This is a genomic window from Bacillus sp. z60-11 (genome assembly GCF_046464135.1).
GTDB lineage: Bacteria > Bacillota > Bacilli > Bacillales > Bacillaceae > Bacillus > Bacillus sonorensis_A.
Genome location: NZ_JBIYSN010000002.1, coordinates 179478 through 206277, shown reverse-complemented (window position 1 = coordinate 206277; position 26800 = coordinate 179478). Strand labels below are relative to the sequence as shown.

Sequence of the window (26800 nt, the reverse complement as noted above, 5' to 3'; positions counted from 1 at the left end):
TGGTCTTTTAGGCCATCTTTTTATTTCCAGCCTAAAACAGATATAATAAGAAAGAATGGACAGAACATAAAAATAGAATCCTTAGTACTGGTGGTTAAAACATGAGAAAATACGAATATATTTCAAATGAAATGAGGAGGCGGATTCAGGAGGAATACTATCCGGTCGATCAGCCCATACCTGATGAGCTTTCTCTCGCCAAAGAATTTTCCTGCAGCAGAATGACGATGAAAAGGGCTCTCGACATTCTCGTTTCAGAAGGTATGCTGTACCGCAAACGGGGGCACGGCACCTTTATTGTGAAATCATCCATTCAGGATCTCCCCGTCAGCGTGACGGATCGTGAAAACCTTGGGTTGACAAAACTTCTCGCCAACAAACAGATCGAAAGCCGCATCATTCAGTTTGATGTTGAGTTTCCGTCGCCGGAAGTGGCTGATCGATTATCAATCGAAAAGAGCGTTCCGGTGTATCACATCATCAGGCTCCGGAAGGTCGAAGGCGAACCGTATGTCATTGAAGAAACATACATGCCTTCCAACGTGATTCGAGAATTAAACGAAGATGTGCTTCACAGCTCTGTTTATCGGCATATCACGGAAACGCTGAAATTGACAATCGCCGGCTCCCACCGGAAAATCAGGGCGGATAAGCCGACGGAACTGGACCGCAAATATCTGGAATGCGCTGCCGACGATCCGGTGCTTGAAGTCGAACAGGTCGCATTTTTAAATACGGGGGAGCCGTTTGAATATTCTTTTGCAAGACATCGCTATGATAAATTTGTGTTTTCCAGCGTTCATATTCGGAAATGATCAAAACTGCATGAGTAGGAGTGTTTGCATAGCCATAACAAAAGGATCGATTTTTTTAAAAAATCGATCCTTTATTTTGCACTGCTTGTCCCGTAAGACACTTGTTGAGATATGGAATCAATCACGAGAGGGGGCGGCACTAACAAATATAAAATTCGTAGGTTTGTCTGTTTTGTTAAACCAGTTGTGAGGTTTGGTTGATTCTATATGGATGCTGTCCCCGGGGAAAAGATCGTATTCTACGTCATCAAAAATGATCGTCATCATGCCTTCGATGACGTAAATAAATTCCTGCCCTTCATGAGAAAAAGGTATGCCTCTTTTATCACCAGGCATCAGGGTAACGAAAATGGGCACAAACAAGGGGTTCGATACATTGCCGGATAGATCCGAATAGGTAAAGGATGTCTTATGTTCAACTTGTCTGTCAGAAGCTCGTCTAATCATGTTTTTGTCAATTTGTATATTGTCGGGAAAGAAATAACTGGGACTGACCCCGAGAGCTTCAGATATTTTTCGTAAGGAAAGCAATGTAATGGAACATAGAGAACGTTCTACCTGGGATATGAAGCTGATCGATAAGCCTGTTATTTCGGAGACTTCCTTCAATGTCATTTTTTTCTCTTTGCGGAGCCTTTTAATTAAATGTCCTACATCTGAATCCATTTTTTACCCCCAAAAAATAAGCTGCTGGTCTGTTCAACATTACAGAGATCCGGGTTCAAAAAACTTTGTCAAAAGAAATCGTCTGTAATATGTTCTCACGAAGCAGTTGTCGACCCGATTTGTTTCATTTTATAATTTAACCACTGCTTAAAAGAATCCATTTTTAATTATTCTTAATTTTAACATGTCGACCTTGGAAAGTGAAGTTATCTCATTTTTACCTCTCATATTTAAAAACAACTGTGACCAAAGATATGCTTTAAGAAAAATCATTAAATGATTGAATTTTTAGAAAATGAAAAGTATAATAACATCAACACTTAAAATTTAAGTGACACTTAAAAATTTAATTTGTTTTAAAATATGGACTTTAGGAGGTGAAGTTATTTTATTAGCGTTTCCTTCTATCTATTATTTTTAGTCTAAAATTTAATTGTCACTTAAATTTTTAAATGTTGATTTTAGTGTCCGTTCAATTCATGGATAAGGTATCACTGTGATGGCTAACCGTTTTTATTTTCTCTGCATCAAATTAAAGCGTTTACAAAGGGAGATGGATGATATGCAGAGAGAGGTTCTTTACATGATAAGGGGGACTTTAAATGAAAAATACTTTGTCGGCAGGACAACTTATGGCTATCGGTCTGATGTTATTTGCGATGTTTCTCGGGGCCGGTAACACCATATTCGCACCAATGGTCGGTCAACTTGCAGGAACGAACACATGGATTGCGATGTCAGGGTTTTTGATTACAGGTGTCGGACTCGTCTTATTAGCCATTATCGCATTAGCCATCTCGGGAGGTACGGTAGAGAAGCTTGCGTCAAGAGTACATCCAAAGTTCGGGATGATATTTTCGATCGCTCTTTTTTTAACCTTAGGACCCATCTACGTCATTCCAAGAACGACATCAGTCGTATATGAGATATCGGTAAACCCTGTCATCACTGAGAGGGTTCAATCAAATCATGCTTTCTTATTTCTGTTTTCTTTTCTGTTTATTCTCATGACTGTTTTGCTTTCTCTTAACCCAAGTAAGTTTGTCGATCGGTTGGGGAAAATGATAACGCCTATATTTGTTACGCTTTTAATCATCTTAATCGTCAAGTCATTGATGACCCCAATGGGGAGCTTTGGTGAACCGAAAGAACCGTATATACAAGATACGTTTTTTAAAGGGTTTGTTCAAGGATATTATACAATGGATGTTCTTGCCGCGTTTACATTCGGAGGAATTTTCATTAAATCGATTCAAAATGTGGGAGTTGAAGGGAAAAAAGAAATATCCGTTGTTTTTATGAAAGCAGGAATGATAACGGTCGTTGGCTTGGTGCTTTTGCAGTTATCTTTAGCCTGGATAGGAGGATCGAGTGTTGAGGCGATTGGATATGCCAGCAATGGCGGAGAAGTGTTGGCAAAAAGTGCAATCCATTTGTTTGGATATGGCGGAGTATTTTTAATAGGGACTGTTATATTTTTAACCGGAATCACAACAAACATAGCATGTTTATCATCAGTAGCAGAATATTTTAATAGAATCTACCCGAAAGTTTCTTACAAAAAATGGGTAGTGCTCTTAGCTGTTGTTAGTTTAATCATTACCAATTTTGGTTTGAACACAATACTTGAGTTAGCGTCGCCAATTCTCCTTCTTTTATATCCAATAGCGATTACGTTAATTGTTCTTTCCTTCATCAATAATCTATTCAAAGGTTATCAATCCGTATATATCGGTTCAATTATTGGCAGTGGATTTGTCGCATTGTTAGATGCTTTAAAAGAAGCAAATATTTTTGCGGATTTTATTAGTCAAACCTTTTCCTTCATCCCGCTGTTTCATATCGGGGCGGGATGGATCATAACTGGACTGATTGGAGCTGTTATCGGTATGATTATCGCTGTTTTGAATAAATCGGAAGAAAGAAAGCTTGATATAGGGAATGAAGAAGTGTCCTGATATCGTTCATTTAAGATTGTAACCGTCTAACGATCATTCCGGTTTCATCCCGTATTCATCAAGTATAAATTGAGGTGTTTCCAATGAAAGAAGATGAAATGATTATATGCAGGTGTGAAGAAGTCAGTTTCAAGGAATTGGAGACTACAGCCGCCAGGTATAAATGCTCGTCCAGGGAATTAAAGCTTCGTACGAGGGCGGGCATGGGCTATTGCGGCGGAAGAACATGCCGGACTATTGTCGATCAAATAGCGGCGGCAGCGAATCATCAAAATCCGACATGTGTATCATTGAAATATCAGCCGCCTATACGACCGGTTAGCTTTAAAAATTTAGGAGGGGAAGATCGATGACGCGCAGAATCTTAAACCACCCTATACTCGGAAAAATTGAGGATGATCATGATGTTTCCTTTACATTTAATCATAAGGTCTACAAAGGGCTGGAAAATGAATCTTTGGCAGCGGCACTTTTAGCCAATGGAATTCGCACGCTTCGACATCACGAAAAGAGCGGGTCACCAAGAGGTATCTATTGTAATATTGGCCATTGTTATGAGTGTAGAGTATCGGTAGACGGTCAACAGGGGATCCGGGCATGTCTTACACCTCTTAAAGAGGGAATGGTTGTTGAAAGCAGCGGCGGACTGCAACCAGCCAGTAAAGGAGATGGAGGACTGGGAAATGGATAATGCGATGATTATAGGCGCCGGACCTGCAGGTTTAACAGCGGCAGTGACTTGTGCAGAAAATGGAGTGGATGTTGTCGTCATTGATGAATATATGAAAGCTGGCGGCAGGTTGCTCGGACAGCTTTATGAAGAACCGAATGGGTCTTGGTGGAATGGGATGAAAGAATCAGCTGCATTATATGAAAAAGCTGTGAAGCTTGGCGTGACATTTCATTTAAATGTAGCGGTACATCATATCGAGAAATCAAATGGACGCTGGGTTGTTTATACGGAAAAACAAACATTTCATACCAATCATTTGTTGTTAGCAACCGGTGCAGCCGAATCCCCTCTACCTGTACCCGGTTGGACATTACCCGGCGTTATGTCGGTTGGGGCCGCACAGGTGATGACAAATGTTCATCGGATCAAGCCCGGGGAGCGCGGGGTGATAATCGGTGTGAATGTTCTCTCGGCTGCCATTGCTATGGAATTACAACTAGCTGGCGTAGAGATCGCTTGTCTCACTTTACCAAAGATGAACGGTATGACAAAGGGTGCCGGTCATCCAGGAGAAGTCATGGATTCACTTCTTCATGTCTCCCATATGGCTCCGTCTCGACTTGTTCGCTATGGCAGCAAATTCATGAAGAATGATTTTATGAAAAAATTGGGCGTTCAGTTATACCCTAAAAAAGGAGTGAAGATGTGGGGCATTCCCATTCAACTTCGAAAAGCTGTCATCGAGATTTATGGCGAGAATAAAGTGGAAGGCGTGACAATAGCAACAATTAATGCCGATGGGGAAGTCGTTTATGGCAGTGAGGAACAGATTGAAGTGGATTTCGTTTGTATTGCCGGAGGTTTATACCCATTAGCTGAATTAGCGGCAGTTGCAGGTTGTCCATTTTATTTAGTGGAAGAACTGGGAGGCTATGTCCCTTTACATAATGAAAGGATGGAAAGCCCTTTAGAAGGACTGTATGTTGCGGGAAACATTACGGGTATTGAAGGAGCAAAGGTTGCTGCTGCACAGGGGAAAACGGCAGGTTTATCAATTGCACACCGCGCCGGAAAGAAAGGATTGGATATGGAGATTCAAGATTCTATTAAAATGACTGAACAGATCAGAAATCGTGCGTATATACAATTCCACCCGAAAATAGAGGCCGGAAGAAAGAAAATCTCACAGCAATGGGAAGTTTATCAATCTACTAAAAGAAGTCTAGGAGGCGGGGTCACATGAATAGCACATTTCATCGCGATGTTGTTGTCATCGGGGGTGGAATTATCGGTTCAGCGATCGCTTACTATTGCTCAAAATCCGGTTTGGATATTACGGTTCTCGAAAAGAATGAATTGGCGAGTGGAACATCCTCTAAATGCGATGGAAATATTTTAGCAGTGGATAAGGATCCTGGCTTTGATAGTCAAATGGCTCTAAAAAGTCAACAATTGGTGCATGAATTAAGCCATGAGCTTGAAATCCCATTTGAATATCGGAACCCTGGCAGTGTTTTAGTTTGTGAAAACGACACGGAAATGGAAGCTGCACAAAAATGGGTCCGGCAACAACAAGATGCAGGCCTGGATTTTCGACTGTTGGATCGGGAAGACTTGCGCAATGAATCTCCTTACTTTTCAGACGATCTCCCAGGCGGGCTTGAGTGCAGGACTGATTCGATCGTCAGTCCCTATATGCTCACATACTCGATGATTCACCGTGCCCAACAATTCGGAGCGAAAGTACATACGAATACGGAAGTGAAACAGCTTTATCAAAATCAAGTCAATCAATTTGTCATTGAGACAAATAACGGAACCTTTACAGCGAATAAGGTTGTCAATGCGTGCGGGGTATGGGCTCCGTTTATTGGAGAGATGCTCGGTATAGACATTCCAATAAAGCCGCGTAAAGGTCAGGTCATGGTTGCTTCTAGACAACAGTCTGTTGGATTAAGAAATGTCATGGAATTTGGCTACCTTATTTCAAAATTTGGCGGGGAGAGGAAAGTGGATCCCTTAACTGATCAATACGGAGTTGCATTGGTTTTCGAGCCTACCGAAAGCCAAAACTTTTTAATTGGCAGCAGTCGTCAATTTAATGGATATGACACAAAAGTGAATCATGAAGTGATGAAATGTATCGCCAAAAGAGCTGTTCGTTTTTACCCTAAAATTGCCGATATGACGGTGATCAGAACATACGCGGGATTACGGCCGTGGACCGCTGACCACCTTCCGATTATTTCACATGTTGAAAAGGTGCCGGGATTTTATATAGCAGCGGGACATGAAGGGGACGGCATAAGCTTAGCGGCGATTACAGGTCAAGTCATTTCAGAAATGATCAATGAACATGATACATCGATTTCGATTGAACCACTCCGGTATGACAGATTCAATGTCCATGTCAAGCAGTGATCGTCATGAAGACACCATACCAGAAACAAAAGAACGGAATGAGTCTTCCGCAATTTGCAGGGAAGGATGAAAAAACATGTTAATCTTAAACGCTGATGAACAAAAAAGTTTAGTCAATATGAATGAGATCATTGAAAGCGCCGCTGTCGCATTGAAAGAATTTTCAGAAGAAAGAACAATTACACCGATTCGTGCCTCATTACAGTTTGATCATGGTCAAAATACTGCATTGGTCATGCCTTCGGTAGCTGAAGAGCTCAGGACCCTTGGATTAAAAATAGTCACCGTAGCGCCTCATAATAAGACCTTAGGGAAGAAAACGATCAATGGTGTTGTGATGTTGTCAGACTTCAAAACAGGAGAACCAATCGCTCTTTTGGAAGGCTCTTATTTAACGATGATGAGAACAGGCGCCTTATCAGGTGTAGCAACGAAATATTTATCCCGCCAAGATTCAAAAAAGCTATGTATAATCGGTACAGGGGAACAAGCAAAAGGTCTGGTTGAAGCTGTACTCGCTGTTCGAGACATTGAAGAGGTTTTACTTTATAACCGAACAGAACAAAAAGCACAACAATTTAGCGAATATATTAAAAAGAAATTTAATAAACGAGTACGCGTCTATTCAGACCCGGATGAAGCAGTACGTGAAGCTGACATTATTGTAACGACAACAAATTCTACAACACCGGTATTTTCAGAGCCATTAAAACAGGGGGTTCATGTCAATGCAGTAGGTTCATTTAGACCAGCAATGCAAGAGTTGCCATCTCATGTCATGTCTCTAGCCGATAAAGTCGTAGTGGAATCTAGTGAAGCAGCATTAGAGGAGACTGGTGATTTACAAGTTCCGATAAGCGAAGGCGTTTTTAAGCCTGGCGACATCTACGGAGAGCTTGGGCAAATTGTAAGCGGAGAATGCAACGGACGAGTCGATGATCAAGAAATCACTGTTTTTAAATCAGTTGGATTAGCTGTTGTGGATATTGTAGTCGCTCAATATTTTTATCAAAAGGCTATTGAACATAAGGTTGGGATTCATATTCCTTTTTAAGCTGCATAAATGATTTTTCTCCTTTATTTCATATCAAAGTGATCATGTACCGAATGAGCATCTTCCTCTTTTTTGGAGGCGGATGCTCATTTTTAGTGTGCGGCAGACCGTTGGCTCCAGGTTCACTTGTCCTTTTATCTCGGGTCACTTTTTCGTGTCCTTGAGAAGATGACGTTTTATCAGGTTTTAATTTTTTCTTTGTAAATAAACTTCCATTTTGTGGTTGGTTGGACGAACCTAGACCGGTGAACGGATTTTGCCGCGGACATGGCATATTAAGAACCGGTCGCTCATAAAATTGACTAAAGAATTAGAAATGAAAGAATATATTGACAATTAATCCAATTTTCATGGTACGATAGAATTGTTATTTGTCCAACAAGCAAAGGGGGAGAATGAATGAAAAAGTGGAAAAGCTTATCATGGTTAGTATTGATGCTGGCGCTTGTCATGGGATTGGCCGCGTGCGGAAGCGACAATGCATCAGGAAATAAGGATGGGGGATCTGCGTCAAAAGGATCAGGAAGCTACAGTCTGCTTACAGGAGGAACCGGCGGTACATATTATCCGCTTGGCGGGCAGTTTGCAAATCTGTGGGAGGATGCGACAGGAGACAAATTTACCACACAGACAACAGGGGCATCGGCTGAAAATATGGCCACTCTGCAAAAAGGGGAAGCTGAAGTCGCTTTTTCTCAGACTGACATTGCCACTTATGCCGTAGAGGGCAAAGAGATGTTTCAAGAAAAAATTGACGGAATCAAAGCGATTGCCGCCCTTTATCCGGAGACGGTGCAGATTGTGACGACGGAAAAAAGCGGGATCGATTCTATTGAAGACTTAAAAGGAAAAACGGTTTCCGTGGGCGCAGCGGGCGCAGGGGTCAACATCAACGCCAAGCAGATTTTGGAGGTCCACGGGCTTACCTTTGACGATATCAAACCGCAAAATCTTTCATTTGAAGAATCAACCGACGGCATCCAGTCCGGTGCGATCGACGCTGCATTTATTACGGCCGGAACGCCTACAGGGGCAGTTGAAGGGCTGTCTGCACAAAATAAAATCAAAATCTTAAACATTGGAGAAGACAAACAGAAAAAGCTGATGGAGAAATATCCGTTTTATGCGAAGGATACGATTAAAAGCGGAACGTACGGGATCGACAAAGATGTGAACACAGTGGCGGTCAAAGCGATGCTTGTTGCGACCGACAAGCTGGATGAAGACACCGTCTACAAGATGACAAAAGCGCTTTTTGAAGCGGATAAAATCAATCATGCAAAGGGCGAGTTTATCAAGCCGGAAACAGCGCTTGAAGGATTGGGCGATATCGAGATCCATCCGGGGGCAGCCAAGTATTACAAAGAAAAAGGGATCGAAAAGCCAAACGAATAACTTTGACCGGGAATCATCCCGAAATCGATAGACCGCTTTTAGGTGAAACGACGGTCTATCGATTTTCTGTTCGGTATGAGGATGTGGAAAAAATAAGAAAAAAGAAGCTGGTGAAAGGGCTGGCCGCATTATCATTTATCTTCATAGCGATTGCAGCATGTTTGATACCATATCAGCCGGCCGTTGTATTCATGAAAGAAGACAGCGGTGATCTCATCGCTTTTCTTCCCCTCCAAAAGAAGAAAAACTTTGATGTGATCTATACGCATTCCATCCACAAAACAAAGGTGGTTGAATCGTATGTATGGGAGAACAAAAAGATCAGACAAACAGCTTTGAGCTATCATGATCCGGCAGTCGGAATGCCGGCGAACGCGGGAGAAGGGGAAAAGCTCGTCATCAAAAACGGCATATACACCATCTCCAATATGAAGCGGACATTCCCATATATCGATATGAGAATCGGGAGAGTCAGGGCGAACCACCGGATCAGGTACAACGGCAAAGTCCATGAATTAAAACGGTATATCCGCCCCGGCTCATGGACAAGGATGTCCGTTCAAAAATTAAATGTCTTGCAACAATTGAGGGGAGTGAAGATAAATGGCTGAGCAAAAGGAGCACATTGCTGAACTTTCTGAAAAAGAGCAGCAGGAACTGCTGGAAAAATACGATCCGGAACAGGGAACGAGAAAGCTGAAGGGATTGGCGGGGGCCATATCATTTATCGGTTTGCTCGCATTTTCATTGTTTCAATTATATACAGCCATTTTCGGGGTCTTTCCGGCTCAAATTCAAAGGTCCGTCCATTTAGGATTTGCGCTCGGTCTGATCTTTCTCTTGTTTCCGGCGACAAAACGCATGCGGAAAACCGGCAAGTTTAAAGTGGCCTGGTATGATTGTCTGTTAGCCGTTATGGGAGCCGGTGTCGGCGCCTACTGGGTCATCAATTATAAAACGATTGTCGGCGGCATCGGCCTGATTACAACCACCGACTTTTATGTCGGTCTTCTGGCTGTCCTTTTGGTATTGGAAGCGACAAGAAGGGCTGTCGGCCTGCCGATTACGATCATCGCCGGCTTGTTTCTTCTTTACGGGCTTTACGGCTCCTATCTGCCGGGGTTTCTGTCTCACAACGGGCTGACTTTGGAAAGGCTTGTCCAAACGATGTATTTTACGACAGAAGGGATCTTGGGAACGCCTCTTGCTGTTTCCTCGACCTTTATCTTCCTGTTTATTTTGTTCGGCGCGTTTCTCGTCCGAACAGGAGTGGGGCAATATTTTAACGATCTTGCCGTTGCCATCGCCGGAAGGAGCACGGGCGGGCCCGCCAAAGTAGCGATCTTCTCCAGCGCCCTTCAAGGAACAATCAGCGGCAGCTCCGTTGCCAATGTCGTCACTTCGGGGTCGTTTACGATTCCGATGATGAAAAAGCTTGGCTATAAAAGGGAGTTTGCCGGTGCCGTTGAAGCGTCCGCATCGACTGGCGGACAGCTGATGCCTCCGATTATGGGGGCGGCCGCCTTTTTAATGGTGGAATTCATCGGCGGCGGGATTACGTATTGGGATATTGCAAAAGCGGCGATGATTCCGGCTGTTCTTTACTTTACAGGCATTTGGATAATGACGCATTTTGAAGCGAAGCGCCTGGGGTTGCGGGGGCTATCAAAAGAAGAGATGCCGAATCGGAAGGAAGTATTTAAAAAGATTTACCTCCTGTTGCCGATCATTTCAGTCGTCTTGCTGCTCATGTCGGGAATCATCGTCATGCATGCCGCGCTGTACTCGATCGTGCTGGCTATTGTTGTCGGTTTTTTCAACAAAGAAACGAGGCTGGGGCTGAAAGGGATTGTGCTCGCTTTGGCTGAAGGGGCGAGAATGGCGCTTTCAGTGGCCGCGGCAACGGCTGCAGCCGGGATTATCGTCGGCGTCGTTACAAAGACGGGGCTCGGGCTTAAGCTGGCAAACGGACTGCTCGACTTGGCGGGCGGCGCATTATTGCCTTCACTCTTTTTGACGATGGTCGCCGCTTTGATCCTCGGAATGGGGTCGCCGACAACGGCGAACTATGTGATCACATCCACGATTGCCGCGCCTGCCTTGATCTTATTGAATGTACCGGATCTGTCGGCCCACCTGTTTGTCTTTTATTTTGGCATTGTGGCGGACATCACCCCGCCTGTTGCCCTGGCCGCTTTTGCGGCGGCGGGCGTTGCGGGAGGGGAGCCGATCAAAACCGGAATCAATTCCGCCAAACTCGCCATCGCCGCTTTTATTATTCCGTATATATTCGTCCTGTCACCGGAGCTTCTCATGATAGATGCCCACTGGTATGAGATCATCTGGGTGATTGTGACCGCATTGTCAGGGATGATTGCCATCGGGGCCGGGATGATCGGCTTCTGGATGAGAAAAGTGTTTTGGTATGAAAGAATATGGGCGGCGCTTAGCGGTCTATTGCTGATTTATCCCGAAGGATATACAGATTTGATCGGGCTCGGAATGTTCGTTCTCCTGTTCGTCCTTCAGCTCATGTGGAAGCGGGACAGAAGCCGCCCGGAAGAAGTTTCGGCTTTAAAAGCGTAAAAAAACAGCCTTCATATTGAAGGCTGTTCAGCATGTCGACAAACCTTCGCATTCGTTGTCAGGCCTGCGCGTCGGTGCTCACGAATTGCAACATTCGCTCCGCTCCGATGCTCGGCCTTCCTAGACTGCAAAGGTTTTCAATCACGCTGAAAGAAGGATGACAAAATCCCAAAACTAAAATCCGTTTTGGGATTTTGTCAACAATCTGAACAGCCTTCATATTTGAAGGCTGTTTTGCTGTATTAAAGCGGCCACCAATGGAAGCCGTCTTTGGCGAGAAGATCGTCGGAAGCTTTAGGACCCATAGAACCTGCTTCATAGTTTGGAGAAAGTGTTTTGTTCTCTTCCCAATGCTGTGAGATCGCATCGACAAAGCTCCAGGAAAGGGCGACTTCATCCCAATGGGCGAAGTTTGTCGCGTCTCCGTGCAGACAGTCCAAAATCAGCTTTTCATAAGCTTCAGGCGTGTTGATCCCGTCGCCGCAATTATGGCAGTAGTCGAGTTTAATCGGCTGTGCAAATGTGCCGCCGCCAAGCTTTCTCGCATTTAAATGAAGGGTGATGCCTTCATCCGGCTGGATATGGATGACCAAAAGGTTTGGATGCATCGTATTTCCGTTTCCGTAGTAAAGGTTCATCGGAATATCTTTAAATTGCACGACGATCTGCGTCGATTTTTTCTGCATTCGTTTACCAGTTCGGATGTAAAACGGCACTCCGGCCCATCTGAAGTTGTCGATCAAGAGTTTTCCTGCAACGAATGTCTCCGTATTGGAGTCTTTCGCCACATTTTGCTCATCGCGATAGGCGGGAACCTGCTTGTCATCAATCACACCTGCATCATACTGCCCGCGCACGAAAAATTGATCGACTTCGTCCTTTTGAACCGGGCGGAGGGCTCTGAACACCTTGACTTTTTCGCTGCGGATTTCTTCGGTATTCAGCTTGATTGGCGGTTCCATCGCAAGAAGCGCCACCATCTGAAGAATATGGTTTTGCACCATGTCTCTCAGCGCACCCGATTTTTCATAATACCTCGCCCTGTCTTCAACACCTAAATCTTCGCTAGAAGTAATTTGAATGTTCGAGATGTACCGGTTTGTCCAGAGCGGCTCAAATATCGCATTGGCGAAGCGGATGACCTCGATGTTTTGCACCATTTGCTTGCCAAGGTAGTGGTCGATCCGATAAATCTGGTCTTCCGTAAATGCTTCGCGTATTTCCTGATTCAATGCTTTTGCACTTGGCAGGTCGTGGCCGAACGGTTTTTCGATGACAAGCCGCGACCATCCTGTTGTGGAAGTGACGCCTTCCGATTTTAAAAACTTCGCGATGGTTCCGAAGAATTCAGGCGCCATCGCCAAATAAAACATCCGGTTATTCGGAATATCATATGTACTTTCAAGCTTTTCCAACAGGCTGTTTAATTCCTGATATGAGCCTGGGTTTGTCACATCGAACGGATGGTAGTAAAAGTGAGAGGTGAACTCATCTACATCCTTCTCATTCAACGGAAATTTCGAAATTGACTGCTGAACGGTGTCGCGGAGGTCTTCATTCGTCCACGGGCGTCTGCCAACGCCGACGACAGCAAATTCTTTGCCGATCTGGCCGTTTTCATACAGCCTGTGGATGGATGGATATAGTTTTCGTTTTGCCAAATCCCCTGTTGCGCCAAATATAACGATTACTGCTTTTGGTTGCATTTGATCTTTTTTCAACTAAACGTACCTCACTTTTTCGAGCATAAGTTTATTTTCTTCATTTTAAAGCTAATAATCCTGTAAAGCAAACATTTGAGCTGATTTCATATGAAAAGTTTACCGAAAACAGGCGGGGAATTGTGCTCAGGATCGAGGCTGAATGTACGCTAAAAGGCCTGCATTTCTTTTTTTTTCGACTTCCTGTATGCTTGTAGGTAAGATGTTGATCAGCAACAGGAGGAAAGGATATTGGAATTATTATTTTTAGGAACGGGGGCAGGTATTCCTGCAAAAACAAGAAATGTGACATCTGTCGCACTGAAGCTTTTGGAAGAACGGAGGTCTGTCTGGCTGTTTGATTGCGGGGAAGCCACACAGCATCAAATCTTACATACATCCATTAAACCGAGAAAAATCGAAAAAATCTTTATCACCCATCTTCACGGGGACCATGTATACGGACTGCCGGGCCTCATCAGCAGCCGCTCTTTTCAAGGAGGGGAGAGCCGCCTGACCGTTTACGGGCCGAAAGGAATCAAAACGTTTCTTGAAACCGCGCTCGAAGTCACGGGAACGTATGTCACGTATCCATTGGTCATCGAGGAGATTGAAGAGGGAACAATCTTTGAAGACGACCAGTTTACCGTAACGGCAAAACGAGTCTCTCACGGAATAGCGGCTTTCGGATACCGGGTGCAGGAAAAGGATATACCCGGGGCTCTTGATGCCGGAGCCTTAAAAGAGATCGGGGTTTCCCCGGGACCGGTCTATCAAAAATTGAAAAACGGTGAAACGGTGACACTGGAAGATGGACGGACAATCCATGGTCCGGACTTTATCGGCCCGCCGAAAAAGGGGCGGATAGTCGCATTTTCCGGAGATACGAAGCCGTGTGATAATGTAAGACTGCTGGCGGAGGGAGCTGATGTGCTCGTGCATGAAGCGACATTTGCCAAAGGCGACCGGGAACTGGCCGGTGATTATGATCACAGCACAGCCGAGCAGGCTGCCGAAACGGCCAAAGAAGCCGGCGCCAAGACATTGATTCTTACTCATATCAGCGCCAGATATCAGGGGGAAAGCGTCAGTGAATTGGTCGATGAAGCACGCGAGGTTTTTCCAAACAGCACGGCGGCTTATGACTTTTATGAGTTTGATGTGAACAGATGACAGACGGTGAAAAAAGCTTCTTGTTCCGCTAATCAGGAACTTCAGAAGCTTTTTTTGTTGACAAGAAGCCGCAGTCCTGTATAATAAAGCGTAATGATTACGTTTTAAGGAGGATCAGCATGAGAGTTAAAATTACATTGGCATGCACTGAGACAGGAGATCGAAATTATATCACGACAAAGAATAAACGCACGAACCCGGACCGGCTGGAATTGAAAAAATATTCCCCGCGTCTGAAAAGATACACGATCCATCGTGAAACAAAATAATCAAAAACCAGCGGTCTCTGACCTGCTGGTTTTTTATATTAATTAGCGGTTTGGTACGTAAAACCGTACTGTTGTGCGGCATACCATACATCATAAATGGCGAGCTGAACGATATGGGGCTCATCAAGGTGGATCAAATGAGAGCTGTTTTTCGCCTGAATCCAGCCGCTTTGATGTGAAAGCGACAACAGCCGGCTGTGCAGCTTCAGCCATTCTTGATGGGCTTTTTTCATAACAGGCGTCCGTTTTCCAGCCGAAAGGACGAGTAAAGGGATGGTCCCTAAATGATCTTCTTCCTGTTTCAGCATGTTCAGGCTTTGCTCAAATTCTTCATGTGAAGCTTCGAGAGAAAATTGATTGAAGTAGTCTTCGCGCGCTTTTTCAGGCAAAAGGGGCAGCACTTTCCGCTCCTGGTCTTCACATGCGGGGTCGAGCAGGACCATGCCGACGACGTCATCGGGAAAACGACTTGCGAAAAGTCTGGCGATGACGGCGCCGAAGGAATGGGCGACAAACAAGTATGGCGGCTTAACCTCTGCTGCATCCAGGAGCCCTATAAGCTCCTTCACCATTTGATCCGCCGTCCTTTTTTTGCGGGACGGTCCGCTCTTTCCAAGGCCGGCGCGGTCATATGCAAAAAGCCCGAGATCTTCGTCTATATCCGGTAAAATCGGCGCCCATGTATCCGAAGAAAAACCGTAGCCCGCTTCAAAGATAATGGTGGCGCAACTGTTTCCTTTGCGATGTTTTGTATGAAATCTACACCCTTCAACTGTATATGTTTTTTCCATAATATTTGGATTCATGGAGGTCATCCTCTCTCTGTATATGGTGTTCTACTAGGAAAGACGCATAATAGAGGAGGATCGTTTCTCTCGGAATGGAAAAAAAGAAATATCCCGCGGAAAACGGGATATTTTTTAAAGTTTGCTGCTTACCAGGCTCTGCCGTACTGAACAGGTCCTTCGATTTCTGTATTCAGCTGTTTTGCCGCCGTTTTTGGCCAATACGGATCTCTGAGAAGCTCTCTTGCTACAAAAATGAGGTCTGCGCGGCCGTTTTGGAGAATTTCTTCCGCCTGCAATCCGTTTGTAATCAAACCGACAGCACCTGTTTGAATGTCCGCTTGTGCACGGATCGTATCGGCGAAGCCGACCTGGTATCCAGGGAATACGTTGATATTAGCAGGTACGACTGCACCGGAGCTGACGTCAATCAAATCAACGCCTTGTTCTTTCATCCATTTGCCAAAGCCGACGTAATCGGCTACATCAAGGCCGTTTGTCTGATAGTCAGAAGCTGAAACGCGCACGAATAAAGGACCGTCCCATACTTCTTTTACCGCGTCGATCACTTCGCGAAGCAGGCGGTAGCGGTTTTCCGGAGATCCGCCGTATTCGTCTTCGCGCTTGTTGGAAAGAGGTGATAAAAATTCGTTGATCAAATAGCCGTGGGCTCCGTGAATTTCAATGATATCAAAGCCCGCAGCTTTCGCGCGTTCCGCGCCTTTTTTAAATGCCAGAACGGTGTCTTTTATATCATCTTTTGTCATTTCAACAGGTGTCCGGGAGTTTTCGTCAAAAGGAATCGCAGACGGTCCGTAGATGGCCCCGTCAACTTCTGACTTTCTTCCGGCGTGAGCCAGCTGAATCGCCGTTTTGCTGCCGTAAGGTTTGATTTGCGATGTTAAAGCGGCCAGGCCTTCGATATGTTTGTCATCCCAGATTCCTAAATCCTGATCGGAAATTCTTCCTTCAGGCTTGACGGCGGTGGCTTCAACCATAATCAGCCCGACTTGTCCGACGGCGCGTGTTATGTAGTGCGTCATGTGAAACGGCTGCACTTTCCCATCCTTTTCATGGGAGGAATACATGCACATTGGCGACATGACGATACGGTTTTTTATTGTAACCCCTTTTAAGCTCCATGGTGTAAACAGTTTTCGATTACTCAATCTTTTTCGCCTCCCGTAAGTTTTCGAAACGATTATACCAATTCTGACCATCCTCGTCATATAAACTGCTCAAGTCGTTTCCGTATATACCAATTTTCTGTACAATAAAATTGTCTATTATTCTATTTTTATCAACATATGATTTCGAATATATCTTCGGCAATCAGAAGAGGAGGCTTGCTTCATGAAATGGCAGACAGAGGAGGAACTAAAGCAGCTGCTCGTTTCTCTCATTCAATATGAGAGCATATCCGGTACGGCTGGGGAAGTAGCGCTTGCAGAGTATATGTACAATGTATTAAAGGAGCGGTCATATTTTCAAAAGCATCCGGAGCATTTGAAGCTTCATCCGATGAAAGACGGACGCTGGTTTTTGACAGCGCTTGTCAAACAGTCGACGAAAAAAAATACGGTGCTGCTCATCAGCCACTTTGATGTCGTTGATACAGCGGATTATGGGGAATTTCAGCACATGGCATGCAAACCGCCGGAACTGATGGATGCATTGACGGAAAAAAAAGAATCGCTGCCCGATCGGGTCAAAAAAGACTTGGAAAGCGGCGAGTGGCTGTTCGGAAGGGGGAGCATGGATATGAAAGCGGGTCTTACCGTTCAGTTATCCATGCTTGAACGGGCCATGAACGGCGAGTTCGACGGAAACCTTCTTCTCATCACCGTACCGGATGAAGAAGTCAATTCACAGGGGATGATTGAAGCTGTGCCGACGCTGAAAGCGTGGGAAAAAGCATTTGACCTGCAATATACATCCTGTTTAAACTCCGAACCGATGTTTGAACAATACCCGGGGGACCCGAAGCACTACGTCTATTCGGGAAGCATCGGCAAAGTGCTCGCCGGATTTTTCTGCAAAGGGATTGAAACGCATGTAGGCGAGCCGTTTTCAGGCTTGAACGCGAATTTGATGGTATCGGAAATCAACCGGCTCCTTGAATTAAGTGCGGACTACTGCGAAGAAGTCGACGGAGAGGTGACACCTCCTCCGGTCAACCTGATGCAAAAAGATTTAAAGGAAGCCTACTCTGTACAGACTCCGCATACGGCCGTGTCGCTGTTCAATGTGCTGACGATGAAGCGTTCGGCAGAGGAGCTTCATCAGCTGCTCATGGATACCGCTAAAAAAGCGGCCGCTAACATCAAAGCGAATATGGAACGGAAAGCACTGGACTTTCAGCGGTTCGCCGCTTTTACGCCAATTGAGCGGACCATCTCCGTCCTCACCTTTGGCGAATTGTGGGATAGAGCAAAAGAAAAAGCCGGCAGGGCTGAGGCGGAGCGGATTCTTCATTTTGCGTTCGCCAACAGAGGAGAGCTTGGCGATCGCGATTTTTCCACGAAATTGGTTTCCGACCTGGCTTCGCTCTGCAAAGATGACACCCCCATGATCGTGTTATTTTACAGTCCGCCGTTCTACCCTGCCGTTTCTTCAAAAGACGACCCGCTCATCCGCAAGGTGATCGGCGAAGTGACGGACTATGCGGAGGAGCGGTACGGCTTTGAGTTTCAGGAAATTCAATATTTCCCTGGACTTTCGGATCTAAGCTATCTTCAGCTGCAAAAACAGTCGATTTCCGCTTTTACAGACAACATGCCGCTGTTTAATCATGGCTATTCACTGCCTTCCGGACAAGAGAATGCGCTCTTTGTGCCGGTTATTAACATCGGACCCGTCGGCAAAGATCCTCATAAATGGACGGAGCGCCTTCATGTGCCTTTTTCATTCGGGAAACTGCCCGATCTGCTTCAGTTTGCAATTCAGAGATTGCTATCTAGTAATGTGCAGCTTTAAAGGAAGACCGGAACGGTTTTGATTCGTTCCGGCTTTTATATGTGGACGGCAAACTGCTTTCTGATCTCTTGAGAACGGTGTGCGGCTTCTTTTATACACGATATGACCGTTTGTTCAAATTGCAGCTCTTCGAGAACCCGAATGCCGGCTTCCGTCGTACCTCCCGGGCTTGTGATGTCCTTTCGCATCAGAGACGGGTCTCTTCCGGTTTCCAGCATTTTGACTGCTCCCGCCATCATGTCGGTGATCAGCTGTTTCGCCGTCCCTTCATCAAGACCCAACTCCCGGGCCGACGCCTCCAGCGCTTCCACAAAACGGTAAACGAAAGCCGGACCGCTTCCCGCGATGGCTGTCACCGCATCGAGTGCCGCTTCTTCCACGATTGTGACGCTGCCGATCGTCGCAAAAAGTGCCGAGGCTTCCTCAATCTGCGCCGCTGAAACAAGCGGGCCGGCCGCAAGGGCTGTCGCCGATTGCTGAATGGAAGCCGACGTATTTGGCATCGCCCGGACAACCGGCAGTTCTTTTCCTGTGTAGTGCTGAATTGTATCAATCGGAATGCCGGCAAGAATCGAAATCAGCAGCTGTTCTTCTTTTAAATGCGGTGCAATGGCGGCAATCCCGTCTGCGGCGTCTATCGGTTTCATCGCCAACACAAGTGTATCTGCAAAGCCGATGACTTTTGCTGTATCGGTTTCGCCGCGCACTCCGTACGTTTCTTCAAGCTCTTTGAGCCGGACGCTGTTCGAATGATTTGTAACGGCAATCTGACCGGGCGCAACCGCACCGTTTTTGACAAGTCCTTTCATCATCGCTTCGGCCATCGAACCCGCTCCGATAAATCCAATTCGTTTCATCTTTAAGTCCTCCTTTTAAAAAAACAAAAAACCTTTTCGTCTTCTTAAAGGACGAAAAGGTTTCGCGGTACCACCTTCATTAGCATATGACATGCTCAGCTCTTGTCCCGTAACGCGGGAAACGTTTAGGTTTGCCTAAGCGCTCTGAGGGCAGGTTCAACAGGAAAGCGGGCTGTGAAATCTTTCAGCCGGGAATTTCACTCTCTTTAACCATTGCCTGTTTACTATTCCTCTTCATTGCGTCTTCTTATGATCAGCATCATATATTTGTTGTTCATTATGCAATGAGGGGCTAGCGTATGTCAACAGGCAGGTGAAGCAAAAATGACACACGAGGGGGAAAAAGGTAAAATATGATCAACGTCAATTTGCAGGATAGGAGAAGAACATGATGACAGAAGAACGTATTATCCCCGTTTCGCTGCCGACTCCGTTTGCGATCGGAGACGTCAACATTTATTTGGTGATAGGAGAGGCGCTGACACTGATTGATGCAGGCCCGAAAACAAAGGAAGCTGCCGGGATTTTAACAAGAAAGCTCGGCGAACTCGGTCTGACGGTAAGCGATATTGACCAGGTGGTGCTGACCCATCATCACGCAGACCATGCCGGTTTATTGGATGAATTGCCCGACGGGATCAAGATCATCGGCCATCGCTATAATGAACCGTATATCAGCCAAAATCCCGCCTTTATCCAAAAACAGCAGTCCTTTTTTACATATCTGTTTCATAAGCTCGGCGTCCCGGTTGATATCAGTCCAGTCAGCCTCGCGATCAAGCAGTCGTACCGGTATTCGTGTAAACGGTCGTTGACGCAAACCGTTTCAGAAGGCGATCGGATTGACGGGCTCAAAGGGTGGCGGGTTCTTGAAACACCGGGGCATGCAGCTTCACATATCGTCCTTTATCATGAAACAAACGGCAGCATGTTCGGCGGAGATTTGCTGTTGAAACCGTCTTCTTCCAACCCTTTATTGGAAATGCCGCAAGAAGGAAAAGAGCGTCCGACGCCGCTTTTGGATTATCTATCATCACTCAAACGCCTGCCTGAGCTTCCATTACAGGTGATTTTCCCCGGCCACGGCGAAAGGATTTATGATGCTGGGGAGCTGATCGCCAAGCGGCTGGAAAAGCAGCAAAACAGGGCGGACGAGGTATACCGCATGCTTGCGGAAAGACCTCATAGCGCATTTGACCTGTGCCGGAAGCTGTTTTCCTCGGTTTATGAGAAGCAGCTGTTTTTGACAATGTCTGAAACGGTCGGCCAGCTTGACGATTTGGCGGCGCGCGGCCGCATCACAAGCGAAGAAAGAATCGGAATTCAATATTATCGTACAAAGTAGGTGAAGAAGGATGAAAAAAAGCTTAATAGACAAAAGGGTTATGATCACAGGCGCTTCAGGCGGACTTGGCGAACGGATCGCCTATTATTCCGCAGCGGCAGGAGCGGAAGTGATTCTCGCGGCGCGCAGAGCAGAGCGTCTTGACCAATTGAAGGAAAAAATATCGACCGAGCTCCATGCAAAGTGCCGGACGATCGTTCTGGATGTCAGCCGGACGGACGAAATTGCAGCGGCATTCGAAGAGGCCGGGCCGATTGACATTCTCGTCAATAATGCGGGCTTCGGGATCTTTGAGCCGGCCTTGGAATCATCTCTTGAAGATATGAAAGCGATGTTTGAAGTGAATGTCTTTGGCCTGATTGCCTGCACGAAGCTGGCACTCCCGCGTATGATCGCGCAAAACAGCGGTCACATCATCAATATCGCTTCACAGGCCGGCAAAATTTCTACCCCGAAGTCAAGTCTTTATGCTGCGACAAAGCATGCGGTGCTTGGGTACTCCAACAGTCTGAGAATGGAGCTTGCCGGAACAGGAGTCCATGTGACTACGGTAAATCCCGGTCCGATTAAGACCGATTTTTTCAAGACAGCCGATAAAAAGGGTGATTATGTGGAAAGCGTCGGGAAATGGATGCTGGACGCCGATCAAGTGGCGTTGAAAATCGTTTCGATCATGATGACGAACAAGCGTGAAATCAATCTGCCGCGCTGGATGAACGCGGTCAGCAAACTATACCAGCTGTTTCCGGCTCTTGTTGAAAGGGCTGGCCGCAGCGCTTTTTATAAAAAGTAGTCCGAACCGCATTCGGCGGGTTCTAAAAAAACGGATTTGCCCCAAGGCAAATCCGTTTTTTTTATTGGTTTACTCCCTTCCATCAGAGAATGAGGGACGCAAAATATCATATAAAAGCAGGAAGACTTTTACCCTTTAAAAAAATGGAAGCGCTTCAGCTGTTCAAGCTTCGGCGACCTGTGATCTGAAGGCACCGAGGCCGTGTGAGGCGATCGATATAAAAACAGCGTCTCGAAACACTTCCGGTGCGTCTGGAAACACGGCGGGGCCGCTTTTTAAAAATAAGGTAAAGGTCGGTTTCATTCCGCTGTAATCGACATATAAAATGGCAAATGGACGAAAGGTATCAGTAAATTTTTACCATATTATGAAAATGCCGAAATGAAAGGAAGAATGACGAGAACAAAATACGCTAAAAAGGAGTTTCAAACAGTGCGGGAAGAATGGAACCAAGTGATGAAAAAACGTTGCATCATCGGGTTGATCATGGGAGTATGCACATGCGTCTTTTGTCAATTTCCGCTGGACAATAAAGCGTCGGCGGCTTTGGATAAGTACGTAAACTTTGCCGAGCTTGCTGAAAACGAAATAGAAGGGGAGGATTATCGTATAGAATATACCGACATGGGAACGGATCTCCTGGTTTTATCTCCGCACGGCGGCGGGATTGAAGGCGGGGTCAGCGAACTTGTCCGGGCGTTCAGCGATGAGTATTCAACCTATTTGTTTGAAGGAATAAAGCCGTCACAAAATTGGGATCTGCACATTACGAGCAATCATTTCGATGAGCCGACAGCGCTGGAAGCGGTTAGCGCACACAACTATATTTTGGCTTTTCATGGATATGAGGATACGGAAGAACATACCCTTGTCGGGGGAACGGACAAAAAAGGCAGACAGGCCATCACCAAGGCGCTGAAGGAGCATGGCTTTTCGGCTGAACTGGTGGATCAAGACCACAAATTTGCCGGGACAGATCCGGACAATCTGAATAATAAATGTAAAACGGGATTAAGCATTCAATTGGAGATCAGCACTCCTCAGCGGGAGGCTTTTTTTGCGCGGTTCGGATTGAAGACGAGAGAAAGCACGTCGAATGAACGGTTTAATGAATATGTAGCAGTCATCAAAGAAGTGTTGGAAGAAAGATTGAAATAAAGAATGTATATTTAGGCTACATTAAAGACAAGACGTCAAGCAGAGGGTGATCATGTTGATTTATATTTACAATTGTTATGGCGGCACCCATTCATCTGCACTGGCCGCCGCTTATCATCTTAAGAAACTTCCGCTCAGCAGAAAGCCGACCAAAAACGAAATATTAAACACGGATTGCTTTAACCGGCTCAGCCCCAAAGAAATGGGGAAATTAATCTATCACGGACTTGATGAAGAAGGCAGCAAGGTGTATACGATCGGCAGGGGATCATCAAAAGCCGTTATTCCGGCCATGCGGGGAGTCCTTGAACTGTTTGAAAACAGTGGAATGCTCAGTGAAAAAGTGATTTTTTCAAATACATCTCCCACAGTCCCATTAGCCATGACCTTTGGGGGCTTGTTTTCAAGAAGGCTGAAAATCGATCCGCTCGGCGTACCATTATTGGTTTTGGGTTCACAGCAGGCCTATCAAGATATCATCCAACTTGTTGAACGCACGAAAAAGCACGCGAAAACAACCTCTTCTTTCATTGATGTGCTGGACAATGGCTTTCTTGATTGAATGATGAGCAAGAAATATATGTTTAAAAAAGGTGCCTGAAAAAGGTGCCTTTTTCAATTGGAAGGTTTTTTCTCTGCTATAATGTAAAAATGAAATGAGAGGGAAGTTTTCCGAATTTAGTCAAGGCGGGTGAATCAAATGGAAGCTATTCGAGTGCTGATAGCGGATGATGAAAAAGAGATCAGAGATTTATTGAAAGCATATTTAAAAAGAGAGTGTTATGAGGTTGATGTGGCAGTTGACGGAGACGATGCGCTGAGGCTGTTTGAACAAAACCATTACCACCTCGTGGTATTGGATGTGATGATGCCGAAAATCGACGGCATCGAAGTGTGCAGAAGGATGAGGAATCATACGAACATTCCGATCCTGATGCTGACAGCCAAAGACCTTGAAGGCGATAAAATTTTAGGGCTGTCGATCGGTGCCGACGATTATATAACGAAGCCTTTCAGTGTGAACGAAGTGCTTGCGCGGATCAAAGCTATGCTGAGGCGTTTTTTGGTCCTCGGCAGCGAAAGCCGCTCTTCTGATGAACAATCAAAGATTCAATTTAAAGGATTGACCATCGATTTGAAAACATATACGGTCACCGCAGGCGGACGGGACATCTCCCTGACGGCGAAGGAGTTTGAACTGCTGAAGTTTTTCGCCTCAAATCCGGGACAGGTATTTACGAAGACGCAGCTATTTCGAAACGCTTGGGGAGACCAATACATAGAAGATGATAATACGGTCATGGTGCATATCAGAAGGCTGAGAAAAAAAATAGAGCCGGACCCGTCCGATCCCCAATTGATTCAAACCGTTTGGGGAATCGGCTATAAGTTTGTAGGTGAGAAAGATGCTGCGCGATAAAAAGCTGCTGCTTCTCATCCTGCAATGTGCGGCGCTTGCTGGACTTTTGTTCATTCATATGAAGAGCGCATCCCTCGGGGTCTACAGCATCACGCTGTTTATCATTCTGTTTGGGATCAGCGCCCTCTTGTTTGTGATGAGGCTTGGCTTCATCAGCCGCTTAAAGGTGATCGAGACCGAGCTGAAACGCGTGGCCGACGGGAATGTAAGAAGGAGATTGCTCGCAAAGGGCGACGAGCCGTTTCATGACATCATGTTTTCCATTAACGAATTGATCGACAAGCTCGAAAAAATCCAAATCAACGCCGCAAAATCGGAAGCGGCAAGGAAACGGCTGCTGTCCAACATTTCCCATGATATCCGGACGCCGCTCACATCAATCATCGGCTATGTGGATGCATTGAAAGACGGTGTCGCTTCATCCGAGGCAGAAAGGCGGGAATACCTCGACATTCTTTCTAAAAAATCCAACAGCTTAAAGCAATTGATCGATGAAATGTTCAATATGGCAAAACTCGATGCAAACGAAATCCAGCTGAAAACAGAGTCCTTTGATCTTGCTGAAGTCGCAAGAGAAACGCTGATCGACTTTTTGCCAGAGCTGAAAAAACACGATATGGAATTGAAGGTGCAGATTCCGGAAACGAAATGTTGGGTAACCGCTGATCGGCTCAGTCTGATCCGCGTGCTCGAAAACATCGTCAGAAACGGCATTCACCATGGAAAAGAGGGAAAGGTGCTCGGAATCGAGCTGACGGAATCAGAGCATGAATATCAGCTTCTCGTCTGGGATCAAGGGCCGGGGATTCCGGAAAGCGATATCGAAAACGTGTTTGAAAGGATGTACCGCAGAGACCGCTCGAGAAGTCTTGATGACGGCAGCGGCTTGGGGCTTGCCATCGCCAAATCGCTTGTCGAAAAAAACCGCGGTCGCATATGGGCAAAGAGCGTTCCCTGGGAAAAAACGACGTTTGCTTTTTCACTGCCTAAACAAAGCTATCTCCATACATTTAAGAATTAATTAAGAATTGGTTAAGAAGGAATTAAATCCTTCTGTTTATGATGTAGCCATAAGGTTAGTGAAAGCGAGTGATGCAAATTTGAGCACGATCATTAAAACGACGAATCTCACGAAAATGTACGGGTCGCAAAGATCGGTAGACCGCCTCAATATCAACGTCAAACAAGGAGGTATATACGGCTTTCTCGGCCGAAACGGCGCCGGGAAAACGACGACGATCAGAATGCTGTTGGGGCTGATCAAACCGACCGATGGACAGATTGAAATTTTCGGAGACAACTTTTTTAAAAACAAAAAAGAAATTTTAAGGAGAATCGGCTCCATTGTAGAAGTGCCGGGCTTTTATGCGAACCTGACGGCAAGGGAAAACCTTTTGATCAACGCGAAAATCATCGGTGTCCATAAAAAAAATGCGATCGATGAAGTATTGGAGATCGTGGGGCTTCATCATGAAACGAAAAAGCTCGTCGGCAAATATTCCTTGGGAATGAAGCAAAGACTGGGGATTGCAAGAGCCCTGCTTCATTATCCGGAGCTGTTGATACTGGACGAACCGACAAACGGCCTCGACCCGATCGGCATCAAGGAAATGAGAAGTCTCATTCATTCTCTCGCCAAAGAAAGAAACATCACCATTTTTATATCGAGCCACATTTTGTCTGAAATCGAACAGCTCGTCGATCATGTCGGAATCATTCATGAAGGAAGGCTGCTTGAAGAAATTCCGTTTGATCATCTCAGAAAAAGAAACCGCAAATATCTGGAATTTCAACTGTCCGATCAAAATAAAGCCGTCGTGCTGCTGGAACAGCATTTTAATATTCACGACTATGACGTTCACCAGAACGGAATCGTCCGGGTATATTCCCACTTGGGCCAGCGGGGAAAGCTCAATAAAATGTTTGTCGAAAACGGAATTGACGTATTGAAGATCACGGTGAGCGAAGACAGTCTTGAAGACTACTTCGTCAAATTGATAGGGGGCGGGACGATTGGTTGATTTGCTGTATACCGAACTGCTGAAGCTCAAGCGCTCACAGATGTTTCTGGTCAGCATCTTGGGAGCGGCAGCAGCCCCTTTCATTTGTTTTATATCATCTTTGGCTAAAAAAGCCAAGTATCCTGATGTACCGATTCGCTTCAGCGAGACTTTTTCCGATACCAATCTGTACATTGTCCTGTTGATCGGAGTCCCGCTTTACGGTGTCATTACTTCATATTTATTCAATCGGGAATACGCCGAAAGCACGCTGAAGAATCTCTTGACGATTCCTGTTTCAAGAATCAGCCTGATCATCAGCAAATTGGTCCTGCTCTTCATTTGGATCATGCTGCTGACGTTAATCGCCTGGGTGCTGACGCTTCTGTTTGGGCTGATCGGACAATTTGAAGGTCTCAGCTCGGCGGTTTTAATAGAAGAGTTGAAACAATTTATGACAGGCGGGGCACTTCTTTTTTTCCTGTTGAGTCCAATTATATTTGTGACACTGCTGTTTAAAAATTATGTGCCGACCATTATCTTTACGATCATTATCTCAATGGTCAGCATTATGGTATACGGCACGGAGTACAGCGCTTTATTCCCATGGTCGGCGGTATGGGTGATCGCCTCGGGTACGTTCTTTCCGGAATATCCGCCTGCATTCTCTTTTATCAGTGTCATCGCCACAACCGTTCTTGGATTAGCCGCGACGATCGTCTACTTTAAGAAAATCGATATTCATTGATACATGAA

26 protein-coding genes and 1 other annotated feature are annotated in these 26800 nt (G+C 45.6%); of the genes, 21 read left to right on the top strand and 5 right to left on the bottom strand.

Going from position 1 to position 26800, the window contains the following annotated elements; genetic code table 11:
* Positions 1 to 101 precede the first annotated feature (101 nt).
* The gene (locus ACINLD_RS07780) at positions 102 to 815 is read left to right on the top strand and encodes a GntR family transcriptional regulator (protein WP_026587767.1); all 714 of its coding nucleotides are present in this window, start codon (positions 102 to 104) and stop codon (positions 813 to 815) included.
* A 117-nt stretch (positions 816 to 932) separates the two neighbouring features.
* Here the strand turns inward: ACINLD_RS07780 and ACINLD_RS07775 are convergent, their stop codons facing one another.
* The gene (locus ACINLD_RS07775; protein WP_077736534.1) at positions 933 to 1481 is read right to left on the bottom strand and encodes a helix-turn-helix domain-containing protein; all 549 of its coding nucleotides are present in this window, start codon (positions 1479 to 1481) and stop codon (positions 933 to 935) included.
* 602 nt (positions 1482 to 2083) lie between these two features.
* Here ACINLD_RS07775 and brnQ point away from each other — a divergent pair.
* The 9 genes from brnQ to ACINLD_RS07730 all read left to right on the top strand — a co-directional run bounded on the left by brnQ (position 2084) and on the right by ACINLD_RS07730 (position 11568).
* Positions 2084 to 3439 (top strand): branched-chain amino acid transport system II carrier protein, encoded by a 1356-nt coding sequence (brnQ, locus tag ACINLD_RS07770; protein ID WP_077736535.1) that lies wholly within the window; start codon positions 2084 to 2086, stop codon positions 3437 to 3439.
* A gap of 83 nt (positions 3440 to 3522) precedes the next feature.
* The gene (locus ACINLD_RS07765) at positions 3523 to 3792 is read left to right on the top strand and encodes a (2Fe-2S)-binding protein (protein WP_026587764.1); all 270 of its coding nucleotides are present in this window, start codon (positions 3523 to 3525) and stop codon (positions 3790 to 3792) included.
* Positions 3789 to 4130 (top strand): (2Fe-2S)-binding protein, encoded by a 342-nt coding sequence (locus ACINLD_RS07760; RefSeq protein ID WP_026587763.1) that lies wholly within the window; start codon positions 3789 to 3791, stop codon positions 4128 to 4130. Before ACINLD_RS07765 ends, ACINLD_RS07760 begins: the two co-directional genes overlap by 4 nt.
* Entirely contained in the window at positions 4123 to 5355 is a 1233-nt protein-coding gene (locus ACINLD_RS07755) for an NAD(P)/FAD-dependent oxidoreductase (protein ID WP_077736536.1), read from the top strand. Before ACINLD_RS07760 ends, ACINLD_RS07755 begins: the two co-directional genes overlap by 8 nt.
* Positions 5352 to 6533, top strand: coding sequence for an NAD(P)/FAD-dependent oxidoreductase (locus ACINLD_RS07750; RefSeq protein ID WP_077736537.1), 1182 nt, complete (start codon positions 5352 to 5354; stop codon positions 6531 to 6533). The genes ACINLD_RS07755 and ACINLD_RS07750 overlap by 4 nt, the downstream gene beginning before the upstream one ends.
* A 76-nt stretch (positions 6534 to 6609) precedes the next feature.
* The gene (locus ACINLD_RS07745; RefSeq protein WP_077736538.1) at positions 6610 to 7587 is read left to right on the top strand and encodes an ornithine cyclodeaminase family protein; all 978 of its coding nucleotides are present in this window, start codon (positions 6610 to 6612) and stop codon (positions 7585 to 7587) included.
* Positions 7588 to 7986: 399 nt separating this feature from the next.
* Entirely contained in the window at positions 7987 to 8982 is a 996-nt protein-coding gene (locus tag ACINLD_RS07740) for a TAXI family TRAP transporter solute-binding subunit (RefSeq protein ID WP_026587759.1), read from the top strand.
* 83 nt (positions 8983 to 9065) lie between these two features.
* A complete protein-coding gene (locus tag ACINLD_RS07735; RefSeq protein WP_236251139.1) occupies positions 9066 to 9593 on the top strand; it encodes a DUF1850 domain-containing protein in 528 nt (175 codons plus the stop codon).
* On the top strand, positions 9586 to 11568 hold the full coding sequence (locus ACINLD_RS07730) for a TRAP transporter permease (protein WP_026587757.1): 1983 nt from the start codon (positions 9586 to 9588) through the stop codon (positions 11566 to 11568). The genes ACINLD_RS07735 and ACINLD_RS07730 overlap by 8 nt, the downstream gene beginning before the upstream one ends.
* A gap of 242 nt (positions 11569 to 11810) precedes the next feature.
* On the opposite strand, the gene zwf is transcribed toward ACINLD_RS07730, so the two are convergent.
* The gene (gene zwf, locus ACINLD_RS07725; protein WP_035428361.1) at positions 11811 to 13274 is read right to left on the bottom strand and encodes a glucose-6-phosphate dehydrogenase; all 1464 of its coding nucleotides are present in this window, start codon (positions 13272 to 13274) and stop codon (positions 11811 to 11813) included.
* 246 nt (positions 13275 to 13520) lie between these two features.
* Between zwf and rnz the strand changes: the two genes are divergently transcribed.
* Positions 13521 to 14441 carry a ribonuclease Z gene (gene rnz, locus ACINLD_RS07720; protein ID WP_026587755.1) on the top strand — a complete coding sequence of 307 codons (921 nt, stop codon included), beginning with the start codon at positions 13521 to 13523 and terminating at the stop codon, positions 14439 to 14441.
* 119 nt (positions 14442 to 14560) lie between these two features.
* A complete protein-coding gene (gene rpmG / locus ACINLD_RS07715; protein WP_006637447.1) occupies positions 14561 to 14710 on the top strand; it encodes a 50S ribosomal protein L33 in 150 nt (49 codons plus the stop codon).
* A 38-nt stretch (positions 14711 to 14748) separates the two neighbouring features.
* Here rpmG and ACINLD_RS07710 read toward each other — a convergent pair whose 3' ends face one another.
* Together ACINLD_RS07710 and namA are read right to left on the bottom strand one after the other, a co-directional pair.
* On the bottom strand, positions 14749 to 15516 hold the full coding sequence (locus tag ACINLD_RS07710) for an alpha/beta fold hydrolase (RefSeq protein ID WP_026587754.1): 768 nt from the start codon (positions 15514 to 15516) through the stop codon (positions 14749 to 14751).
* Between the two features lie 128 nt (positions 15517 to 15644).
* Positions 15645 to 16715 (bottom strand): NADPH dehydrogenase NamA, encoded by a 1071-nt coding sequence (gene namA / locus ACINLD_RS07705; RefSeq protein ID WP_236251272.1) that lies wholly within the window; start codon positions 16713 to 16715, stop codon positions 15645 to 15647.
* A gap of 133 nt (positions 16716 to 16848) precedes the next feature.
* Here namA and ACINLD_RS07700 point away from each other — a divergent pair, with 133 nt between their 5' ends.
* Positions 16849 to 18471: a M20/M25/M40 family metallo-hydrolase gene (locus ACINLD_RS07700; protein ID WP_077736539.1), complete on the top strand. Its 1623-nt coding sequence runs from the start codon at positions 16849 to 16851 to the stop codon at positions 18469 to 18471.
* A gap of 35 nt (positions 18472 to 18506) precedes the next feature.
* Here ACINLD_RS07700 and proC read toward each other — a convergent pair whose 3' ends face one another.
* Positions 18507 to 19328: a pyrroline-5-carboxylate reductase gene (gene proC / locus ACINLD_RS07695; RefSeq protein WP_410206966.1), complete on the bottom strand. Its 822-nt coding sequence runs from the start codon at positions 19326 to 19328 to the stop codon at positions 18507 to 18509.
* 44 nt (positions 19329 to 19372) lie between these two features.
* Positions 19373 to 19575 (bottom strand) — a binding site (T-box leader).
* A 144-nt stretch (positions 19576 to 19719) separates the two neighbouring features.
* On the opposite strand from proC, the gene ACINLD_RS07690 reads away from it, so the two are divergent.
* The 8 genes from ACINLD_RS07690 (at position 19720) to ACINLD_RS07655 (ending at position 26792) form a co-directional block, all read left to right on the top strand.
* The gene (locus ACINLD_RS07690; protein WP_026587750.1) at positions 19720 to 20673 is read left to right on the top strand and encodes an MBL fold metallo-hydrolase; all 954 of its coding nucleotides are present in this window, start codon (positions 19720 to 19722) and stop codon (positions 20671 to 20673) included.
* Positions 20674 to 20683: 10 nt separating this feature from the next.
* Positions 20684 to 21466, top strand: coding sequence for an SDR family NAD(P)-dependent oxidoreductase (locus tag ACINLD_RS07685; protein WP_026587749.1), 783 nt, complete (start codon positions 20684 to 20686; stop codon positions 21464 to 21466).
* Between the two features lie 432 nt (positions 21467 to 21898).
* Entirely contained in the window at positions 21899 to 22624 is a 726-nt protein-coding gene (locus ACINLD_RS07680) for a poly-gamma-glutamate hydrolase family protein (RefSeq protein ID WP_077736540.1), read from the top strand.
* A gap of 55 nt (positions 22625 to 22679) precedes the next feature.
* Complete coding sequence (locus ACINLD_RS07675) at positions 22680 to 23186, top strand: DUF3189 family protein (RefSeq protein WP_026587747.1); 507 nt, start codon at positions 22680 to 22682, stop codon at positions 23184 to 23186.
* 138 nt (positions 23187 to 23324) lie between these two features.
* The gene (locus ACINLD_RS07670; RefSeq protein WP_026587746.1) at positions 23325 to 24044 is read left to right on the top strand and encodes a response regulator transcription factor; all 720 of its coding nucleotides are present in this window, start codon (positions 23325 to 23327) and stop codon (positions 24042 to 24044) included.
* Entirely contained in the window at positions 24031 to 25065 is a 1035-nt protein-coding gene (locus tag ACINLD_RS07665) for a sensor histidine kinase (protein WP_077736541.1), read from the top strand. Before ACINLD_RS07670 ends, ACINLD_RS07665 begins: the two co-directional genes overlap by 14 nt.
* Positions 25066 to 25144: 79 nt before the next feature.
* Positions 25145 to 26065, top strand: coding sequence for a bacitracin resistance ABC transporter ATP-binding subunit BcrA (bcrA, locus tag ACINLD_RS07660; protein WP_026587744.1), 921 nt, complete (start codon positions 25145 to 25147; stop codon positions 26063 to 26065).
* Positions 26058 to 26792 carry an ABC transporter permease gene (locus ACINLD_RS07655; RefSeq protein ID WP_026587743.1) on the top strand — a complete coding sequence of 245 codons (735 nt, stop codon included), beginning with the start codon at positions 26058 to 26060 and terminating at the stop codon, positions 26790 to 26792. Before bcrA ends, ACINLD_RS07655 begins: the two co-directional genes overlap by 8 nt.
* The last annotated feature ends 8 nt before the right edge of the window (positions 26793 to 26800 follow it).

Bases quoted from the DNA above. Each gene is read 5' to 3' on its own strand.
- ACINLD_RS07780 (WP_026587767.1), top strand. From the start codon at position 102: ATGAGAAAATACGAATATATTTCAAATGAAATGAGGAGGCGGATTCAG.
- ACINLD_RS07775 (WP_077736534.1), bottom strand. From the start codon at position 1,481: ATGGATTCAGATGTAGGACATTTAATTAAAAGGCTCCGCAAAGAGAAA.
- brnQ (WP_077736535.1), top strand. From the start codon at position 2,084: ATGAAAAATACTTTGTCGGCAGGACAACTTATGGCTATCGGTCTGATG.
- ACINLD_RS07765 (WP_026587764.1), top strand. From the start codon at position 3,523: ATGAAAGAAGATGAAATGATTATATGCAGGTGTGAAGAAGTCAGTTTC.
- ACINLD_RS07760 (WP_026587763.1), top strand. From the start codon at position 3,789: ATGACGCGCAGAATCTTAAACCACCCTATACTCGGAAAAATTGAGGAT.
- ACINLD_RS07755 (WP_077736536.1), top strand. From the start codon at position 4,123: ATGGATAATGCGATGATTATAGGCGCCGGACCTGCAGGTTTAACAGCG.
- ACINLD_RS07750 (WP_077736537.1), top strand. From the start codon at position 5,352: ATGAATAGCACATTTCATCGCGATGTTGTTGTCATCGGGGGTGGAATT.
- ACINLD_RS07745 (WP_077736538.1), top strand. From the start codon at position 6,610: ATGTTAATCTTAAACGCTGATGAACAAAAAAGTTTAGTCAATATGAAT.
- ACINLD_RS07740 (WP_026587759.1), top strand. From the start codon at position 7,987: ATGAAAAAGTGGAAAAGCTTATCATGGTTAGTATTGATGCTGGCGCTT.
- ACINLD_RS07730 (WP_026587757.1), top strand. From the start codon at position 9,586: ATGGCTGAGCAAAAGGAGCACATTGCTGAACTTTCTGAAAAAGAGCAG.
- zwf (WP_035428361.1), bottom strand. From the start codon at position 13,274: ATGCAACCAAAAGCAGTAATCGTTATATTTGGCGCAACAGGGGATTTG.
- rpmG (WP_006637447.1), top strand. From the start codon at position 14,561: ATGAGAGTTAAAATTACATTGGCATGCACTGAGACAGGAGATCGAAAT.
- ACINLD_RS07710 (WP_026587754.1), bottom strand. From the start codon at position 15,516: ATGAATCCAAATATTATGGAAAAAACATATACAGTTGAAGGGTGTAGA.
- namA (WP_236251272.1), bottom strand. From the start codon at position 16,715: ATGGTCAGAATTGGTATAATCGTTTCGAAAACTTACGGGAGGCGAAAA.
- ACINLD_RS07700 (WP_077736539.1), top strand. From the start codon at position 16,849: ATGAAATGGCAGACAGAGGAGGAACTAAAGCAGCTGCTCGTTTCTCTC.
- proC (WP_410206966.1), bottom strand. From the start codon at position 19,328: ATGAAACGAATTGGATTTATCGGAGCGGGTTCGATGGCCGAAGCGATG.
- ACINLD_RS07690 (WP_026587750.1), top strand. From the start codon at position 19,720: ATGACAGAAGAACGTATTATCCCCGTTTCGCTGCCGACTCCGTTTGCG.
- ACINLD_RS07685 (WP_026587749.1), top strand. From the start codon at position 20,684: ATGAAAAAAAGCTTAATAGACAAAAGGGTTATGATCACAGGCGCTTCA.
- ACINLD_RS07670 (WP_026587746.1), top strand. From the start codon at position 23,325: ATGGAAGCTATTCGAGTGCTGATAGCGGATGATGAAAAAGAGATCAGA.
- ACINLD_RS07665 (WP_077736541.1), top strand. From the start codon at position 24,031: ATGCTGCGCGATAAAAAGCTGCTGCTTCTCATCCTGCAATGTGCGGCG.